This window comes from Deinococcus sp. LM3 (assembly GCF_002017875.1).
Taxonomy (GTDB): domain Bacteria; phylum Deinococcota; class Deinococci; order Deinococcales; family Deinococcaceae; genus Deinococcus.
This window is the reverse complement of record NZ_MUFV01000005.1, coordinates 130282-146412: the sequence shown is the minus strand read 5'-3', so window position 1 is coordinate 146412 and position 16131 is coordinate 130282. Positions and strand designations below refer to the sequence as shown.

Below are 16131 nucleotides of genomic sequence, written 5' to 3'. Positions count from 1 at the left end.
TGGAGTGACACAGGGGAGACGGAGAGTAATCGGTGTGGAGTGGTGACCCCGCGCCACCTCAGGCACCACTCCATACCGTCCTGTCGCATCCCTCTTTGCCTTTCGGAGGCCGTTATATGGGCAATCAATCCCTTCATCCTCTTCTCGAACGCCTACGCGGGGGCCTGGTGGTGTCGTGTCAGGCTCATCCAGGCAGTCCCTTGCGCGAGCCTTTCATTATCAGCCGCTTGGCTCTAGCGGCTCAACACGGCGGCGCGGCAGGGCTGCGCATTCAAGGTTTCGCTGATGTGCAGGCAGTGCGGGCCGTGACGGATCTGCCCCTTATCGGTCTGACAAAAACCGACCGGGAGGACACCAGCGTCTACATCACTCCGACGGCTGAGGAAGCTGTTCATCTCGCCAAACTGGGTTGCGAGATCGTCGCACTGGACGCAACGCTCCGGCCGCGCCCAGAACCGCTTCAGGGCATTTTTGCTGCTGTCCATGAGGCTGGCGCTCTGGTCATGGCAGACATCAGCACACTGGAGGAAGCCCAGGCGGCAATGGCACTTGGTGCAGACATCGTCAGTACGACACTGAGTGGATACACGCCGTACAGTCGTCAACTCGGCGGCCCGGACTGGACACTGATGAACGAGTTGCGAGAAGCAGAAGTGCCATTCGTTGCTGAGGGTCGGCTGCACAGTCCTGCAGAGGCTACCCAGGCTCGGCGGCAGGGAGCCGTCTTCGTGGTCGTTGGGTCCGCCATCACCAGGCCGGACGTCATCACCAGTTGGTTCACCAAGGCCCTCCATGACTGAAGGATCGGGTCTGCGGCTGGCAGTGGATCTTGGCGGCACCACCACCCGGGCCGCCCTTCTTCATGAGGGCGCTGTGCAGCGGCGCATACAGATGCCCACCTGTGCGAAAGATGGCCCGGACGCAGTGATTTCCCGGCTGATTGACCTGGTGGAGCAGTTAAAGCCGGCGGCTCGTGTCCCGCTGGGTGTTGCGTGTACTGGACGTGTTGAGGCCGGACGCGTGACGGCCGTCAATCAAACCACCATGCCGGGATGGACGGCCGTGCCTGTTGCTCAGAGTCTGGAACGGGCACTCGGCATCCCCGTTCATGTTCTCAACGACGCCCGAGCTGCCACCCTGGGAGAATGGCAAGCCCGAGGAGCGTTGGTTGATCGCAACTTCATGTTTGTGACGGTCTCAACTGGTATCGGTAGCGGCCTGGTTCTGAGAGGCCAGTTGCATGACCCGCCGGGTGGGCGGGACATTGGACTGGGATTCACTCGAGGAATAAATGGCGCGGCTCTGGAACTCAGTGCGTCTGGCAGTGCCCTCAACGGTGTGGCGCACTCTGCCGGTTTCTCAGGAGTAGAGGCTCTGTTCGATGAGGCAGAAAGGAACGATCCGCGGGCTCAGGCTCTCCTGCATGCCCCGCTGTCAGCTCTGGCTGACCGGTTGTGGGATGCCCATTGCCTGATAGGCCTGGATACCATTTGCCTTGGGGGAAGTGTGGGTCTACGCAAGTACACCCAGGCATTCCTCTCAGCTGCTTTCGGCAATTCGGGAACTCCAGACATCCAACGGGCCCATCACGGGCCAGACGCCGGTCTCGTTGGCGCCGCGCTTTTCGCAGTACACAAGGAAAAGTATCCAGGTCCGTGACGGTACCTTCGAACTCTGCACACCGGCAAGTTTTCAAGATTCGCTCACCGCAGAGCAGAACACGATGACCAGCAGGACGCCCCATGAGTCCACGGTCACTCCTGCGTCATCGTCGCTCACCTCCAGGCAGACTGAGCTCTACAGTCAGGGCATGGGCCCCCGCGCCACCACCGACCTGCCTGCCGGGAAGAAGGTGCCCGTCAGGCCCCCGGCCGCGTTACTGCTGATCGTTGCAGGATGTTTCGCCGCGATCATCGGCCTCCACCGCGCCGGACTCCTCCAGGGAGAGCTCTGGATCCTGGTGACCGCGCTGGGGTCCGTGCTGATCCGGATCATCTGGATGGTCTGGCGGGAACGCGGGCGCCTCAAACCGGACGAGCCGCCTGCCGTTCGTCTGCCGCGCGGCGTTCGCAGGAGGCGGGGGTTGCCCCGTGACCGCGGGACCCTCGCGCCCGCCGACCCGGCCGCGTACCGGCGGCAGAAAGCGGCCCGGCGGGAACGCGAGCGCCTCGAACGCCAGGAGCGTCAGCGGCTCATGGACGATTACTCCGCCCGGTACCCCTGGCGCCTGGGACTGTGGCGCCTGCAGCCGGAGGCACTTAAGGAACGACCGGACTGGCCGGGTCATTACCGCGTGCGGTGGCCGGGTACGGTGTGGCGGTGGGAAGAGGGTGACTGGGCGCCGCTGGGACCCACGCAGGACGTGACGCTCGGACCGCCAGCTCCGGGGATGGATGTGCAGGCCTACCGGGTGCAGCTCGAGCAGTGGGACCGGCCGGAACCAGGTTGGTGGGTCGAGATCACAGGGGCAGGGGAAGTGGGAGGGGATTCATCCCCTCCCTGGGCATGAGCAGTCCAGCGGTTCATCGCGCCGGGTGACCCGGACTTCAGGGGAGGTCGCGCCGGAACTCCAGGCCGCTCGTCACGTCCTGCACACACACCCGCCGCTGCCCGGGGTACGCCGACCAGCGCTCCACACGGTTGGTATTCGGCTCGGCGCCGGCGTTGTCCAGGACGACCTGCATCCGGCCCGTCAGGAAGTTGACGCTGACCGTCTCGCTGTCCAGGGTCGCGCGGTGCACCATGGACCGGTCATACCCGATCACTCGGAAGCAGCCGTCCTGCCAGCGGACGTTGAACGTCACCGAACCGGCCGTCCAGGAACCCATCGAATAGAACTCCTGCAGCCTCAGCCGGAAGCCCCGACCGAACAGCTCCAGGGAGCCGAACGGGTCCTCCATGGTGGGAGAGGTGCGGCGGGTGATCACGGCACTCTGGAAGGCCAGCTGCACCCGCCCGTCGCGGCGGGCGAACGCGCCGACGAGCAGTCGGGGGTTCCCGTTCCAGGCGTACCCGTCTTCCCGGGGCGGGTGGACGTTGCGGGGGTCGGTGCTCTGCGCGACGAGGAGCGTGTCCGTCAGGCCGTCCGCGTTGAAGTCGGCCCGGAGGCGTTGCTGGACCTTCCAGCCGTTTGGGATCAGGGCGTCGGGCGTAGCGGCACTCGCTGGGAGTCGGGGCAGCGGGGCGGCCAGTGCCGTGGACGCCGCAGTCAGCAGCGTCAGCGCGAGGAGGTTCACTCGCACGCGCGGCCGTCCCCGTCCCGGTCGAGCTTGCTGCTGTACCCGGGTTGACCGCGCAGCAGCGGTGACTTCCCGGCGGCCCGGACGGCCGCGCAGTTCGAGTAGGTGACGGTCGCTGGTGCGGCCGGGACGACGGGGGCAGGAGTTGGTCTGGCTGGAGCGGGCGTGGCCGCTCCTTTCTCGGTGGTGATGCGGTACGCACCGCCCGGTTGCACGGTCACCGTGACCGTGCCCTGCTGGTCCGTGCGGAACACGTTGGCCCCGACCTTGCGGTACAGATTCAGGGCCGTGCCCGTCGGGTGCCCGTAGTTGTTGGGGCCCACGCTTACCACCACGTTCCGGGGCTGCACGGCCGCCAGCCACGCGGCGCTGTCCCCGTTCGCCGCGCCGTGGTGGATGCTCTTGTACACGTCCACCGGCCCCAGTGTTCCGGCAGGCAGGGTCCGCAACCACGCGCGGGTCTGCTCGGTTTCACTGTCCCCGGTCAGCAGCGCACGGAACGACCCGTACTGCACGATCAGGCCGACGCTGTTGAGGTTCTGGTCACCGGCTGGCATGCCAGCCGGAGGGGGCAGCACCGTGAGCCGCACGCTGCCCAGGTTCAGGACCTGGTTCCGGGCGGGGAGACCCTGGGTGCCCGCGAGCTTCAGGATGTTGGTGAGTTTCGCCCAGGTCTGCGTGGTGGCCGCCACGCCGTTGTTCAGGAAGAAGCGCGGTTTGAACAGCGCGGCGGCCGGGATCAGCCCGGTGATGTGGTCGGCGTCCCCGTGACTGGCGGCGATCAGGTCTAGGGAGGGCACGTCGTACTGGCGGATGAGTTCCCGCATGCGGCTCTCACTGCGGCCCCCGTCGTACAGGACGCTCTTGCCCTCGGGGCTGGTGATGAGGATGGCGTCGCCCTGCCCGACGTCCAGGAAGCGGATGGTGAGGACCCCGGCGGGCGCGCGCTGCGCGTGCGCCAGTCCCAGGCTGAGGGCCAGCAGGCACAGCGCGCGCTTCACAGCTCCACGTCGCCGGTCGGGGCCCCGGCATTCAGGGCGTCCGTGCCCGCTTGCGCGGCCGTGAGGCGCTCGCGGGTCTGGGCGTGGTCGATCTCCGCTTCGAGGTCGCCGCCGTGGACGGTCAGGCGGATCACGTCGCCTTCCTTGACGCCGGGGGGAAGACTGGCCAGGGGCCAGTCCTCGGTGATGCCGTCCGGGAGTTCCACGCGGGCGAGGTGGCCTTCGAGGCCGTCCACGGTGACGAACGACGGGTGCGGCATCAGGTCGTCAGGAGTGTTGTCGGTGGGCATGCCGCACGCTAGCGCACGCCGGGAGAGGGCGCACACCACGATGACCCTGTGGACAGCACGCTGAGGAGGTCCCTGTGTCCTCCGGCGCGAGATTGACGCGTCAGCAGGAGAGAGCCGTTCTTCGCATGACGGCATCAGAAAAAGGCACCTCTGGAGCCGCTCTGCTGCGCTCGGTCGACCTCCCGCGAACGTCCTTCTGGCTCTCGAGCAGGCACCCGGATTCCTCCGTGAAGGTGGCAAAAGTAAATCGGCGAGGCAGCCTGAACAACAACCTGCGCGAGAGGACGGCACCGCCAGGCAACGATCGGGCCATCCACCCGCATCAGATGATGGCCCGGTCCAACATCAACCCGAACCGTTCCTGGATCCGGTCCGCGAACCGCTCCGAGAACCCATGCACGACCGGGATGTTCAGCACAGCCCCTTCCCCCCTCGGATCCAGCAGCTCGCGCGTCAATTCCGGGTCCTCCAGCAGCTCGTCGATCACACGGGGCGTCATCCCGCCCGCCAGGATGGCCGCCGCCCGGTCCTCCACCGACACCCGCCCCGCGAGGTCCAGGTACGCCTCGTCACTCAGCGCCTCCCGCCCCCGCAGCAGACTCCGCATGAGCGTCCGGTCGTCCCGACTGGTCGCCCACCGGTACAGGCGGTGATGCAACTCCCCGTTGATCTTCACCTCCCGCACCTGCGCCGCGGCCTCCCGCAGGGTCGGACGGACCATCAGGGCTGCCCACTGCCGCTCGGTCACACCCGGCAGCGCGGCCCACCAGTGCGTCAACTGCCACAACTCGGCGGCGGGAATCTCGTCCAGCGCCGGGTTGGCTTCCAGTGCCTGCGCCAGCAGATCGAACAGGGCCACCTGCCGGTACTCGACCGGCACCCGCTTCAGGCGGCCGCGTAATGACTCCAGCCCCACCGGTTCCAGTGTCCACGGCAACGGCCAGCCACGCGGGAATTCCTGCGACGGACACACCAGCCGCTGATTCAGCAGCCACTGGATGTCATCAGAAGAACCCCGCTCGGCCAGAAGAACGAGGCCCGCAAAGTCCACGATCTCCGTGCTCAGCACTGGCCTGAACGATCCCTCCGGTCGCCCCTCACGTCGCTGCTCCGCCAGCTCACTGACAACCTGCTCGAAGCACGCCTGCTGACGTTTGGGGAGGTCCGCACCGTCGTCCCAGTTCGGCACGGACGGGTACTGCCAGTGATTATCCAGCGAGTCGACCGGATCAAACGAGCGCAGCGCCTCGAGGAGGGCCGGCGTGAGATCCGTCCGTCTCCGGATCCGTTCGAGCATGCCTGGCTGACCGGCCGCGATCAGCCGCAGCAGTCCCTGTTCCTTCCATTCATCCATCGTGCCCGCCACCATACGCCCCGCGCCCCTGGGAGCGGCGCCTCACGAACCCGTCCCGTTCCGGGGCGCTGCGGGACGTGCAGCGACTTCAGGCGCAGGCCGGTTCGCTGACCGGCGCGCACCTGCTGGCGGGTCTGGCCCGGATCGCCATGGCGGCCGGCGACGGGCACACCAATCTGGACTTCGGGCAACTCGGGCAGGCGCTGCCCCAGGCGCCGGTGCGGTTCAGGTGGTCCGCCGGGTGAGTTCGTCGCTCCTGATCACCCCGACCTTCCTGCACGCCCTGAGGTGGGCGGCCGCGGACCGTCAACTGCAGCTGCGACTCCGGACGCCCGCCGACGGACGTGCGGACGCGCAGCCCCGCGTGGGCGGCCCTCCTCCCACCCTCACCCTGATGCCCCGACCGGGAGTGCTGAAAGCCCTCGCCCCGGGTGCCAGCGTTCACAGGCAGGCGCTGACGGAAGGAGCACTCTACGTCGGCCTGTGCCAGATCGATTCCGGCACGGACGGCTGGCCACGCTGGCGGGACGAGTGGCAGGCGGTGGGCCGACTGATGGATCGGCTGTCGGAACTGTCGGCATGGGAATTGGAGGCGCTGCGGCTCCAGCAGCAGCCCACCCTGGGCCACTCGGACGGGGAACTGGTGCGGGCCCTGCGGGAGTGCCGCGCGGCGCTGACCCCGCTGATCATCGCGGCCTCACTGTCAGGTTCCCGTTGAGCCTGGGCGTGCACAGGGTGGGACGAAGACCAGTCGACCTGATGGGCAGGCTGGGCCGTCAGTGTCCGGGCAGTACGCCGGACTTCATTTGAGTGGTGCGGGCGTCCAGCCGGTCGGGGTCGCCTGCACGCTGATGGACCGGACGCCGCCCACGCTCGTCGCCACGCGCTCACTGCTGCACTGGCCCGCGATGGACTGCGTGGTGTACCGGGGTGTCGTGCCGGGGATCACGCGGATCACCTGGCTCTTCCAGCCCGTCTGAACACCCAGGCAGTCATCGCTGTAGACATCCAGCCTCATCAGGTTGCGCCGGACAGGCTGAAGCTCCGCGACGGTCAGCCAGCCCTCCCCCGTTCCCGTGTTGCCGTAGTACCCTTCCAGACCCAATTCAGTGAACCCGTTCCGGTTGATGTCCTTCACTGCGTAGAGCGCGTAGTAGTGGCCGGTGAACGTGTAATGGGCAGCGACTTCCAGGTTGTTCAGGACCACGAGACCCTGGAGGTTCTGTGCGTGACTGACATTGCAGTAGTCGTACAGGTAGGCGGTCTGCTGGGCGCCTTTGACCGTGAAGGCTCCCGGAGCGACGCCCATGATCCTGAAGCCTCTGGATCCGCATTCCAGCAGGTCCCGTGTTCCTCCCGGCACATTGTCGAGATTGGCCCACAGGCCACGTTGCGCGGCCTGGTCCGCGAGGTATTTGACCCTTCCGCGTTCCGTTTCGCTGATGCGCGGCTCGGGCGTGGGCAGGCGGGGATCGTACAGGACACGGGACTGGGCGGAGGCCAGACCGGCCCCGGCCAGCAGCATCGTCATGACGCAGGCGTTCAGCTTCATGGCCTGATGCTATGCAATCCCGGCTCGTCCGCCACGCAGATATGCCCGGCCTCACGCCGCGTCTCCCCGAAATTGCTCCGCACCGTGTCCTGGGGATTCAGGTGGTGCTGTCCAGTCAGGCCCCCTCTGGGGGGGCTGGGAGGCGTTTGCTGGTTTTGCGCATCGGGGGCGCGGAACGTGCCCTATAGTCCGCGAGATTTTCATGAAGAACTCATTGCGTCAGTGGTTCTGTACCGGCCTTCTCCTTCTCGGTTTCGCGGCGGCCCTCCCCGGCCAGCCCACCTCTCCCCAGGCACTCGGTCTGACGCTGTCGCTGCGGGCCGGTGAAGCCGCGAAACTGGTCCTCATCAACGGCGTCCGCGTGAGCGGCGTGCAGACGTACACCAGCGCCGCCGGGCGCACCCACCTCAAGTTCTCGGTCGGGACGCCCGAGGGCACCTTCGACGCCATCATGTACGCCGGGGACTGGACGGCCGCGGACCGCCGCGTCCTGGAGGCCGGCACGGCCAGCGTCGTGGGCGTGTGGGGGACCTTCGCGAACCGGCCGTCCCTGAGCGTCAAGAAAGCTTCGGCGTCCCCGCTGGCCCCGCAGGCGGGCGGCGCCGCCACCGCGAAGGTCGTCCGTATCGATCAGGTCACCGTGAATCCCGCCAGTGTCCGGAAGTTCACGAGCGCCGCGCAGAAGGTGCATGTCACGTACACGTTCAGCGTGAACGGGAAGACCTACCAGGGCGTCGTGTACGCCGGCACGTGGTCCACAGGCACGCTCGACCTGCTGCGCAGCGGCGCCGTGACGCTGTACGGCACCTGGAGCTCCTTCGACGGGAAGCCCAGCTTCGTGACCAGTCGGGTGGAGCGGTGAGCGGCGCGGAGATCCGTTCACGGATCTTCGTCGGACAGGGCCACCTCAAGCAGGACATTCCCGAACAGGCCCTGCAGCACGTGGAACGTTTTCTGGCGCGTTGCCCCGGGGCGTTCGCGCTGCTGGAATTCACGAGTCCCGGCCCCAACCGGCGGCAGATCGACTGCGCGCTCGTGAGTGCCGGCGGCGTCGACCTGATCGAAGTGAAACGGCACGGCGGCCTGATCGACGGTACGGTGGACGGCCCCTGGCGGCTGCGTCGGTCCGGGAAGATCATCAGCAACACCAAGCGGGGCGAGTCGGAAAATCCGTACCAGCAGGCGGAACACACCGCCGCCGACTTCCAGGCGTGGCTGGACCGCGAGTACGGCACGCGCGTGCGGGTCACGCCGTCCGTGTTCCTGCCGAACGCGGACGCCGGTTCCGCCATCGTCCGCAGCGATCACGTGCTTCTCGCACTGGGGAACACATCCACCGCGTTCACCCAGGCGCTGCGTTCGGCATTCAGGAACCACGGTGGTGGCTGGGACGGAGCGCCATTCGCGGACCTGCCTGAACGGCTCGGCCTGCAACCCATGAACCTCGCGTTCGTGCAGGGCCGCGTCGTGAACGCCCTGGAACGCGCGCCGCTGGTGGACCTGACCGTGTGGGTGGAAACGGGCGGTGAGCGCCTGCAGGTCACCACGAACCCCGGCGGGTACTACGAGTTCGCCGTTCCCATGAACAGCGACGTGCAGGTCGGCGTCGTGACGCCCGACCGGTACCTGTCGCCCGAACCGGTCCTGCTCACGGCGCGGCAGCCGTTCCAGAACGTGGAGGACGTCGTCCTGTCGGAACGGTACGGTCAGGCGACGGAAGCCGACATCCGGGAGCAGGTGGAACGGGACCTGCAGGCCCAGTGGGAGCGGCACATCCGGCAGAACCAGGCGGCGTGGAACGACACCCAGTTGCAGATGGGCCTGGTCATCGACGACCTGCAGGCGCAGCTGCGGTCGGCGCTGGCGCAGTTGACGGCCCGCGAGCAGGAGGTGCGGGCCGCGCAGGGCCCGGCGGCCGGCCCGCTGCCCCTGCCGGTCCTGGTGGCCCGCGCGAGCGAACTGAACGTCCTGCAGGCGCAGCGGAACGAGGTCATGGACGCCCTGCGGACCATCGCGGCCGCGAACAACCACGAGCAGCAGCAGGCCGTGAACCTCGGGATCGGCACGCTCACCCGCGTGGCCACCGCCCGCCACTCCCTGCCCGCCCCGCGTGATGGGACGCTCCCGGTGAGGGTCACCCGCGTCACGCCCCGCCTGCTCACCCCACTGCCGGACGTTGACGCGCCCTTCCCGGCAGAAGCGGTTCCGGTCGTCCGGCATGAGGTGAGAGCGGCGCCCCACCCGGCGCCCGTCACGCCCCCCGCCGCGGCAGGCACCACTCCCGCGCCCGCAGAGGTCGGCACCCCGGCCACGCCGCCCCGGACGCGGCCCTGGCTGTGGGTGGCGGGGGCCGCCGCACTGGTCGGCGCTGGCCTGGTCGCGGGCACCCTCCTGCGGCCCGCCCCGGTCGCCGCGTCAGGAGAGTCCGTCACGCCGGCCGTCACCACCCCGGCGGTCACGCCTGCACCCGACGCGAACGGGGCGGCCGTGAGCACGGACCCCACACCACCCACCGAGACGGCTCCGCTGGAACCGCCAGCCCAGCCGGCCCCCACGACCACGGCCCCAGCCGTGACGCCGGAGGCGGCCCCCACGTCCACGCCGGCCCCCGTGGAGGCGCCCACCCCCGCCGCGCCTCCTGCCACTCCAGCCGCTTCCGCACCAGCGCAGATTCCGGCCACTCCCTCCACACCTGTACCCGCCGCCATGGCCCCGGCGCGTCCGGCGACAGCGGCCGCCCAGCCCAGCCCGCCCCGCGCAGCGCCGGTGACCCCGCGTCCTGCGGCGGCCCCGGCCCGTCCGGCCGCAACGACTCCCACTCCGGCTCCTGCCCAGCCGGAAGCGCCGGTCACTGTTACGCCAGTGACCCCTGCAGCAGTCACCGCCACGCCGGTCGAGGCCGCACCCGTGACGTCGGACCCCGCCGATCTGCCGGGCGTACCTGTCACAGACTCCGACGTGCCCACCAGCGACTTCGAAAACCTGCCCGGGACTCCAGTGAACTGACCCAGGACGCCGCAGGTGCTTGCAGAGGTCGATGACATCGGGCTCGGCGGCTCCTCGTCGTTAGGACGCCCAACGTTTCAATGACCGGTGGGTGGACCGAAGACCAAGCATGACGGGGGTTGACGGAGCGTACCTGCACAGTGACTGATCTGCTGAGGCTCGGGTCGCCGTTCAAGGCAGCATGACCCATTCCACGCGGGGTCGGTGTTTCCACTTCCGGCCGCGACCCTGGTTGGGCGTAGCCGAGGGCGGGCTGCTCACGTCAGCTGTCGGCCGGTTCCCGCCGGGTCTTTCCTGGCCTGGGGTTGCGCTTTCGTGGAGTTGCGCTCGTGGCCTGCTTCGGGGCGGACGCTGCTGATCGCGCAGACGACGGACCGCGTTCCGGCCGGCGAGGTGTTCGCGCGCCGGTATGGGTTCCAGCCGGGTCTGAGCAATCATGTCAACCGCCTGCTGCTCGCGGACATCCCCGACGGGTTGCTGGAAGCGTGGACGACCCGACCGGACGACGGGTACACGCTGGAGGTCTGGGCGGACGGTGTGCCGGACGCGGATCTGGACGCGTATGCGCAGCTGCTGAACGTGATGAACAGCGCGCCCCGTGACGGGCTGGATGTGGAGGACCAGCGCACCACCCCCGAGGAGGTGCGCTCCATGGAGCGTCTGGCGCGCGCTGGGGGTCGCCAGACCCTGACGGCGGTCATTCGCGCGCCGGACGGAACGCTGGCGGGCCTGACGGACCTGTCGTGGCGGCCAGCGCAGCCGGGCATTGTGGCGCAGGGGAATACCGGGGTGCGGCCGGAACACCGGGGGCACGGGCTGGGCGGATGGTTGAAGGCAGCGAACATCTGCGAGATGCAGCGGCTGAATCCGCACGCCACCGAGATCCGAACGCAGAACGCGGACAGCAACGGCCCGATGCTGAAGATCAACTCGGCGCTGGGCTTCCGGCCGTTCATGGCGTCCACGGTGTGGCAGGGGGCCGTGAACGCTGTGCTGGACAGCCTCGAGCGCCGCCTGCCCTGAGTGGGCTGCCGGTGGGGCGCGGCGCCCGTAGAGTCATTGTCCCGTCAATGACTCTACGAGGGGTCTTTGGTGGGAAGCTCTCCTGTCTCTTCTGCGCGTTGGAGAATTTTCCAGAGGCTGACATCGCAGGCTCTGGCTAACGCAGCAGCGTTTTCGAGACTGATTCGAAACTCGCCTCTTTCGACACGTCCAACGAAGGTGCGGTCGAGTTGCGCTCTGGCGGCCAGTTCCTCCTGTGAGTATCCCAGCTCCAGGCGGATCTGCCGAATGTGTGACCCGAAAGCTGTTGAGAGAGGGGTCCGCTGTAGGGGAGGACCAGGGGCACGTTCGCCGTCGGAAGGCATTGCTCCACGCTTCCAGGGTCCTGGCTGACATTCCACGGCATATATGCATCAAGCTGTGGTAAAGTGATCTGCCGCTCAGGAGCGCCCAAGCTCCAACGAACTGCCGGTCGTGCCTCGTCAGACCGACCGGTCCTACTCGTGAGCAGGGTTCCTATATGGAGCTCCGGAGATGGGAATCCCTGTAACAAGCGGCCTGTTGAGAACGTCTAGCCTTAAAGCTTCATATAAAAAAGTATCGACTACGACAGCTTAAAGGGGGTTCTCTTGAGTGGAGGAGTGATGAGGATAGCTGAGAGATACGGATGGAGTTCTTCGAGATTCAAGAATCATTCCAGCTATAATGATGGCGTAACAAATTCCGTAGAAATTAGCCGTAATGTAGGCGTATTTTTATTGAGGCAAGCAGCGTCATTGTCAGGTAAATTGAGCGGTCTGCTCTTCGGCTACCACGAGGGTGACTGCTTGAAAATAGTGATGGCGAGTTCGGTTGGGATGCCTTACTGGTATGAAGATGGACGGAGTGCTGAACTTGAGATAGATCCAAGGTTTGCCCTAGGCCTAGGTGAAGCAGTTCATCATATTTATGGTGGAGAAGTGGATTGGTTCGGTAGTTGGTTTGTGAATACGGAAGAGGAAGGATTAAGCGTTCAGAAAGATCTGGATGTTCTGGTTAATGGACACAAGATGGCAATGTTTGACAATCGCAGTATACTTTTGAGTATTGGATGGAAAGATTGTGAACCCGTAATCAGAACGTATAGCTATGCTAGAGACGAAGGGGATTATGAGATCCCAAATAAAATTTTGAAATAGGCCCCCGTATGTGCTTAATGTGCGCAAAGGTCAATCCCCTGCGACGAAGCTGGTCAGGACCGAGTGGCCTTTTTCAGTTTGACGAGCGGCCGTAATGATTCTTCGGAGTGGAGACCGAGGTGGTCCTGGACGGTCTGGCGGTTCTTGGGGGTGAGGCCCTGCTGGAGGAGCTGTAATCCGGCGGCGTGGCGAAGGGCGTGCCAGGCGCGGTAGGTGACGCCGGCGCGCCTGCAGAGGAAGTGCAGGCGCCTTCGCAGGTGGAAGGTGGTGGGGAGGTCGAAGAGGGGGCCCGTGGCGCTGAACAGGGCGGTGTGGCCCTGTTGGTGGCCCCAGCGTTCCAGGGCGCCCATGAGGGCCTCGGTGGCCTGGACGGTGCGTCCAGTGAGCTTGAGCTGCCCCTGGGCGAAGTCGATGGACTCGAAGGTGAGGTTCTGGACTTCAGGGCCGGTGAGGCCGCCGTGCGCGCCCAGAAGCACCAATGCGCGTTCTTCGAGATTGGCTTCCTGCAGGAGCCGGTCGATGTCACTGGGGCTGTAGATGGGTCGGTGGTCGTGCGGGCGGTTCAGGGGGCCTTTGATGTCCCGGAAGGGATTGTCCTTCGTGAGGCTCTCTGCCTGGAGGAGGTCGTAGAGGGTGCGGACCTGGGTGAGGCGGTTTTTGTGGGTGGCGGGAGCGTAGTGCTCGGCCAGCCAGGCGCTGTACGCCTCGGCCTGGGTGTGGGTGGCGTGGAGGAGGCTGCCTCGGGTTTCCTCGATCCAGCGGCAATACACGCGGATGCCGCTGAGGACGTTGAGGTGGGTGGCGCTGCCGGGCGGGCCCGGCAGGAGGGGGGTGAGGGCGTCCAGAGCGCCGTGCAGGTCTCCCTGACGGAGCAGGTGGTGGAGATCGGCAGTCGCTGCACTCACACTTTCCAGTATATAAAAGGTTAGCTCCCAGAGGAATCAGTTCCTTCCTGCTTCTGCCTGTGCCTGAGCTTGGGGAAAAGCGGAGAGGGGCGGGAATGCGAAGTGGGTGGGAGTGGCGAGTGATTGGTCTCTTATATACTGGTTTTGCGTACACCAGTAGACCTTCTTATGGAAGTCCCTCTGCTGCTCGAACTGGATCTCGATTCCTACTTGCGCCCAGTACCCTATCGGCTTCGGCTTCACAGGACGAGAGTTCAACTGACCGGCCGCCTCGAGCACTCGTGCCGATCACCCCACACTTACAGGGTGTCATTCAGACGGACGGCGAGCCGGACGATCGGGTCCCGGCCCGACTGCCCAACCAACTTGTCTCTCCAATACATCCGCTCAGACCCCTCCCCCATCAGCGGGTCGGCGTTAACCTCGCCGCCCGACGACCCAGACTGCTCCGCAACCGCCGCGCCACCACCTTCACACACGCCCGGCATGACAGTGGCCCCGTCACCCGCATCCCTCCCGCATACACCTTCGGTCCCCGTCCACACAGCGCCTCACCGTCCGACAGCCGCACCAGATGCACCGCCCCACCCGGCGCCAGCTGAAACGCGTATGGCTCCTTCAGACGGTGGCGCGCCCCGATCTCAATGCACGCCTGCTCGAACGGCAGTTCCGTCAGATCAGCATGCTCCGGAGCCGTGCGGGTCGCGTGTACGGGTCGCCTCGCCATGCCCTGAAGGTACTGCGATTCTTGAAAGCCAACCAGAGCATCCGTTATTCCGCCCGTGAGACTCCGCACGACATACTCGGGGGGTTCGGGTATTGGCCACATGATTTTGCTCGTCACAACCGACGAAAATCATGAATTCTCCCTGGCGTGCACCAGCACGGACCCTGGCACGACATACTCGGGGGATTCCAGCCGTTTACGCACGACATACTTGGGGAGCAAAGCCCATAAAGCGCGTCACAGACGCATATTTCGGCTCCACTTGATGATGTTTTTTCTCATTAAATCTGCGAAAGTCACTCCACGCTGGCAACAGTGCGGTTGCACACCGCCTCAATGAGATTGACGCGTAAGGAGCCACCTCCGATGACGGTAGACGTCCTTCAGGAAAGATCTTTCGAATGACATGCTCGACCTGCAGACGGATCGGGTTCAACCCTGGAAACTTCATCTTTTTGTCGTCCAGTTCGCCAGAAATCTTGATTTGAGCAGCGATTCCGTCTGCAACAGCAACCGCGCTGAGCACGGCTTCTGCTCTCACGCACCGGCTGGTGGCGTCAGGAGACGACACGATGGATACGACGTTCTCTCAAACGTCATTGAGGGATGCAAAACGGTCTTTTTGCGTGTCAAACGCGATTAAACCCGAGTTGTCCGATACGAACGCCTCACCCTACTGTTGGCATGCAGACCCCAGAATGGCCGAGATGTCCGAACCTCTGTCCATGTGATTGCTCCATAGCTGTAACGCTGTGATGAGCATGACCGCGCTCGAAGCGGTCCGCCTGGCTTTCAGCAGCAGTCCCAGTGGTATGCGACACGACTGAAGTCTCCCCGCGCCAGGTCATCCGGGGGAATGAAGAAGTTCGCGATGCCCACGTCCCCCCACATCATGTCCAGGTCGTCATCGCTGTCAAGCTGGAACAGCAGCACATGGGGATCCTCTGGCCGACGCGGATCCTGCTGGGTGAAGTTGGGGTAGCCCCCGAGCTTATGCCCCGCCCCAGCGAGCCGGGCGTAGCGGTCCGTCAACGGGTCCGCTTCACCGTCCTCCTCCATCTCCCCACCGAGTTGCCACAACGACTGCCCCACGAGGTGCTCAAAAAGCCGGTCGTCACCGGTCACTGGCCCGGACATCAGCTCCCCGCGCAGCACGAACTCCTGGGCAGGGTCATGAGGCAGGCCGTTCCCGTCCGGGTCCGGCTGGTAGGCAGGCGCCGCGAGTTCCAGGCGGGCGGTATCCTGCACCACTTCCGGGTGATACAGCACCCGGAAGTTGGCAGCGTCCCCAAGGGAGGTCGCGTCGAGGCTGCCCTCGAAATTCGCGCCGTAATAGTCGTCGTCGCGGATGAAGAACTGCACGATTCCCTGGGCCGGGAAGCCGGGCAGCGCCGGAAACTCAGCCAAGTTCAGCTGGGCCAGGAAGGTGAGCGGGTGCCCATCCCGCGAGAGTGGCGCGTCGGTGCCGAGCAGTCGGTACGGCACACCGCCGAGTTTGCTGGACCAGGGCCGGGCCGGAGCCCGGACCCCGCTCAGTCGCACGGAGGGGCGCACAGTCGCCTCCAGCACGCCCCGGTAGGGTGACAGGGCCCTGGGAAGCCGCAGAGCAGGCTGCGGAACGTTCCGCTTCTCCCGCTCGCCCGGTGTGGCCTCCACGTACCCCTTCCTGCGCTTCTCAGCGAGTTTCTTCATGGCTTCTGCGGCGGCCGCCTGTGGGGAGGCGAACGTCTTCACCTGGGTCTGGCCGTCTGTGCCGATGCGCCCGTACCGGAGGGTCAGGGTGCAGTCGTCTACCCGCGCCTCGTAGAACTTGTGGGCGCTTCCGCCCTCCTCGCTGTACTCCAGGTACGTCTGCATCACCATCCATTGTGCGGGAT

General features: G+C 65.9%; 18 protein-coding genes. 9 read left to right on the top strand and 9 right to left on the bottom strand.

Features of this window, described 5'->3' with window-relative positions; genetic code table 11:
* Nucleotides 1-116 precede the first annotated feature (116 nt).
* The 3 genes from BXU09_RS18920 (at nt 117) to BXU09_RS18910 (ending at nt 2509) form a co-directional block, all read left to right on the top strand.
* On the top strand, nt 117-800 hold the full coding sequence (locus BXU09_RS18920; protein ID WP_078305786.1) for an N-acetylmannosamine-6-phosphate 2-epimerase: 684 nt from the start codon (nt 117-119) through the stop codon (nt 798-800).
* On the top strand, nt 793-1659 hold the full coding sequence (locus BXU09_RS18915) for an ROK family protein (protein WP_078305874.1): 867 nt from the start codon (nt 793-795) through the stop codon (nt 1657-1659). Before BXU09_RS18920 ends, BXU09_RS18915 begins: the two co-directional genes overlap by 8 nt.
* Nucleotides 1660-1810: 151 nt before the next feature.
* Nucleotides 1811-2509: a hypothetical protein gene (locus BXU09_RS18910; protein WP_078305784.1), complete on the top strand. Its 699-nt coding sequence runs from the start codon at nt 1811-1813 to the stop codon at nt 2507-2509.
* Between the two features lie 37 nt (nt 2510-2546).
* Here the strand turns inward: BXU09_RS18910 and BXU09_RS18905 are convergent, their stop codons facing one another.
* From BXU09_RS18905 to BXU09_RS18890, 4 genes are all read right to left on the bottom strand, one after another.
* Nucleotides 2547-3242: a hypothetical protein gene (locus BXU09_RS18905; RefSeq protein ID WP_144012418.1), complete on the bottom strand. Its 696-nt coding sequence runs from the start codon at nt 3240-3242 to the stop codon at nt 2547-2549.
* Nucleotides 3233-4240 carry an excalibur calcium-binding domain-containing protein gene (locus BXU09_RS18900; RefSeq protein WP_078305872.1) on the bottom strand — a complete coding sequence of 336 codons (1008 nt, stop codon included), beginning with the start codon at nt 4238-4240 and terminating at the stop codon, nt 3233-3235. Before BXU09_RS18900 ends, BXU09_RS18905 begins: the two co-directional genes overlap by 10 nt.
* On the bottom strand, nt 4237-4530 hold the full coding sequence (locus BXU09_RS18895; protein WP_078305871.1) for a DUF3006 domain-containing protein: 294 nt from the start codon (nt 4528-4530) through the stop codon (nt 4237-4239). The genes BXU09_RS18900 and BXU09_RS18895 overlap by 4 nt, the downstream gene beginning before the upstream one ends.
* 322 nt (nt 4531-4852) lie before the next feature.
* Nucleotides 4853-5884 carry a hypothetical protein gene (locus tag BXU09_RS18890; RefSeq protein WP_144012417.1) on the bottom strand — a complete coding sequence of 344 codons (1032 nt, stop codon included), beginning with the start codon at nt 5882-5884 and terminating at the stop codon, nt 4853-4855.
* A gap of 77 nt (nt 5885-5961) precedes the next feature.
* On the opposite strand from BXU09_RS18890, the gene BXU09_RS21095 reads away from it, so the two are divergent.
* Both BXU09_RS21095 and BXU09_RS18885 read left to right on the top strand, forming a co-directional pair.
* Nucleotides 5962-6129, top strand: a complete 168-nt coding sequence (locus BXU09_RS21095; protein WP_168174685.1) for a hypothetical protein — start codon at nt 5962-5964, stop codon at nt 6127-6129.
* A complete protein-coding gene (locus BXU09_RS18885) occupies nt 6126-6602 on the top strand; it encodes a hypothetical protein (RefSeq protein ID WP_144012416.1) in 477 nt (158 codons plus the stop codon). The genes BXU09_RS21095 and BXU09_RS18885 overlap by 4 nt, the downstream gene beginning before the upstream one ends.
* Nucleotides 6603-6686: 84 nt before the next feature.
* Here BXU09_RS18885 and BXU09_RS18880 read toward each other — a convergent pair whose 3' ends face one another.
* The gene (locus BXU09_RS18880; protein ID WP_078305868.1) at nt 6687-7436 is read right to left on the bottom strand and encodes a hypothetical protein; all 750 of its coding nucleotides are present in this window, start codon (nt 7434-7436) and stop codon (nt 6687-6689) included.
* Between the two features lie 202 nt (nt 7437-7638).
* On the opposite strand from BXU09_RS18880, the gene BXU09_RS20665 reads away from it, so the two are divergent.
* From BXU09_RS20665 to BXU09_RS18865, 3 genes are all read left to right on the top strand, one after another.
* Nucleotides 7639-8298 (top strand): hypothetical protein, encoded by a 660-nt coding sequence (locus BXU09_RS20665; RefSeq protein ID WP_144012415.1) that lies wholly within the window; start codon nt 7639-7641, stop codon nt 8296-8298.
* Nucleotides 8295-10442, top strand: a complete 2148-nt coding sequence (locus BXU09_RS18870) for a nuclease-related domain-containing protein (protein WP_144012414.1) — start codon at nt 8295-8297, stop codon at nt 10440-10442. Before BXU09_RS20665 ends, BXU09_RS18870 begins: the two co-directional genes overlap by 4 nt.
* 315 nt (nt 10443-10757) lie before the next feature.
* A complete protein-coding gene (locus BXU09_RS18865; protein ID WP_078305865.1) occupies nt 10758-11465 on the top strand; it encodes a hypothetical protein in 708 nt (235 codons plus the stop codon).
* Nucleotides 11466-11518: 53 nt separating this feature from the next.
* Here BXU09_RS18865 and BXU09_RS22145 read toward each other — a convergent pair whose 3' ends face one another.
* Entirely contained in the window at nt 11519-11809 is a 291-nt protein-coding gene (locus BXU09_RS22145; protein WP_078305864.1) for a helix-turn-helix transcriptional regulator, read from the bottom strand.
* A 279-nt stretch (nt 11810-12088) separates the two neighbouring features.
* Between BXU09_RS22145 and BXU09_RS20660 the strand changes: the two genes are divergently transcribed.
* On the top strand, nt 12089-12622 hold the full coding sequence (locus BXU09_RS20660) for a hypothetical protein (RefSeq protein ID WP_144012413.1): 534 nt from the start codon (nt 12089-12091) through the stop codon (nt 12620-12622).
* Between the two features lie 53 nt (nt 12623-12675).
* On the opposite strand, the gene BXU09_RS18855 is transcribed toward BXU09_RS20660, so the two are convergent.
* From BXU09_RS18855 to BXU09_RS18845, 3 genes are all read right to left on the bottom strand, one after another.
* On the bottom strand, nt 12676-13527 hold the full coding sequence (locus BXU09_RS18855) for a tyrosine-type recombinase/integrase (protein ID WP_078305863.1): 852 nt from the start codon (nt 13525-13527) through the stop codon (nt 12676-12678).
* 923 nt (nt 13528-14450) lie between these two features.
* On the bottom strand, nt 14451-14780 hold the full coding sequence (locus BXU09_RS20655; RefSeq protein WP_144012412.1) for a hypothetical protein: 330 nt from the start codon (nt 14778-14780) through the stop codon (nt 14451-14453).
* A 266-nt stretch (nt 14781-15046) separates the two neighbouring features.
* Nucleotides 15047-16111, bottom strand: a complete 1065-nt coding sequence (locus BXU09_RS18845) for a DUF1963 domain-containing protein (protein WP_240501513.1) — start codon at nt 16109-16111, stop codon at nt 15047-15049.
* Between the last annotated feature and the right edge of the window lie 20 nt (nt 16112-16131).

Bases quoted from the DNA above. Each gene is read 5' to 3' on its own strand.
- BXU09_RS18880 (WP_078305868.1), bottom strand. From the start codon at position 7,436: ATGAAGCTGAACGCCTGCGTCATGACGATGCTGCTGGCCGGGGCCGGT.
- BXU09_RS18920 (WP_078305786.1), top strand. From the start codon at position 117: ATGGGCAATCAATCCCTTCATCCTCTTCTCGAACGCCTACGCGGGGGC.
- BXU09_RS18890 (WP_144012417.1), bottom strand. From the start codon at position 5,884: ATGGATGAATGGAAGGAACAGGGACTGCTGCGGCTGATCGCGGCCGGT.
- BXU09_RS18845 (WP_240501513.1), bottom strand. From the start codon at position 16,111: ATGCAGACGTACCTGGAGTACAGCGAGGAGGGCGGAAGCGCCCACAAG.
- BXU09_RS18915 (WP_078305874.1), top strand. From the start codon at position 793: ATGACTGAAGGATCGGGTCTGCGGCTGGCAGTGGATCTTGGCGGCACC.
- BXU09_RS18910 (WP_078305784.1), top strand. From the start codon at position 1,811: ATGGGCCCCCGCGCCACCACCGACCTGCCTGCCGGGAAGAAGGTGCCC.
- BXU09_RS20665 (WP_144012415.1), top strand. From the start codon at position 7,639: ATGAAGAACTCATTGCGTCAGTGGTTCTGTACCGGCCTTCTCCTTCTC.
- BXU09_RS20660 (WP_144012413.1), top strand. From the start codon at position 12,089: ATGAGGATAGCTGAGAGATACGGATGGAGTTCTTCGAGATTCAAGAAT.
- BXU09_RS22145 (WP_078305864.1), bottom strand. From the start codon at position 11,809: ATGCCTTCCGACGGCGAACGTGCCCCTGGTCCTCCCCTACAGCGGACC.
- BXU09_RS18895 (WP_078305871.1), bottom strand. From the start codon at position 4,530: ATGCCCACCGACAACACTCCTGACGACCTGATGCCGCACCCGTCGTTC.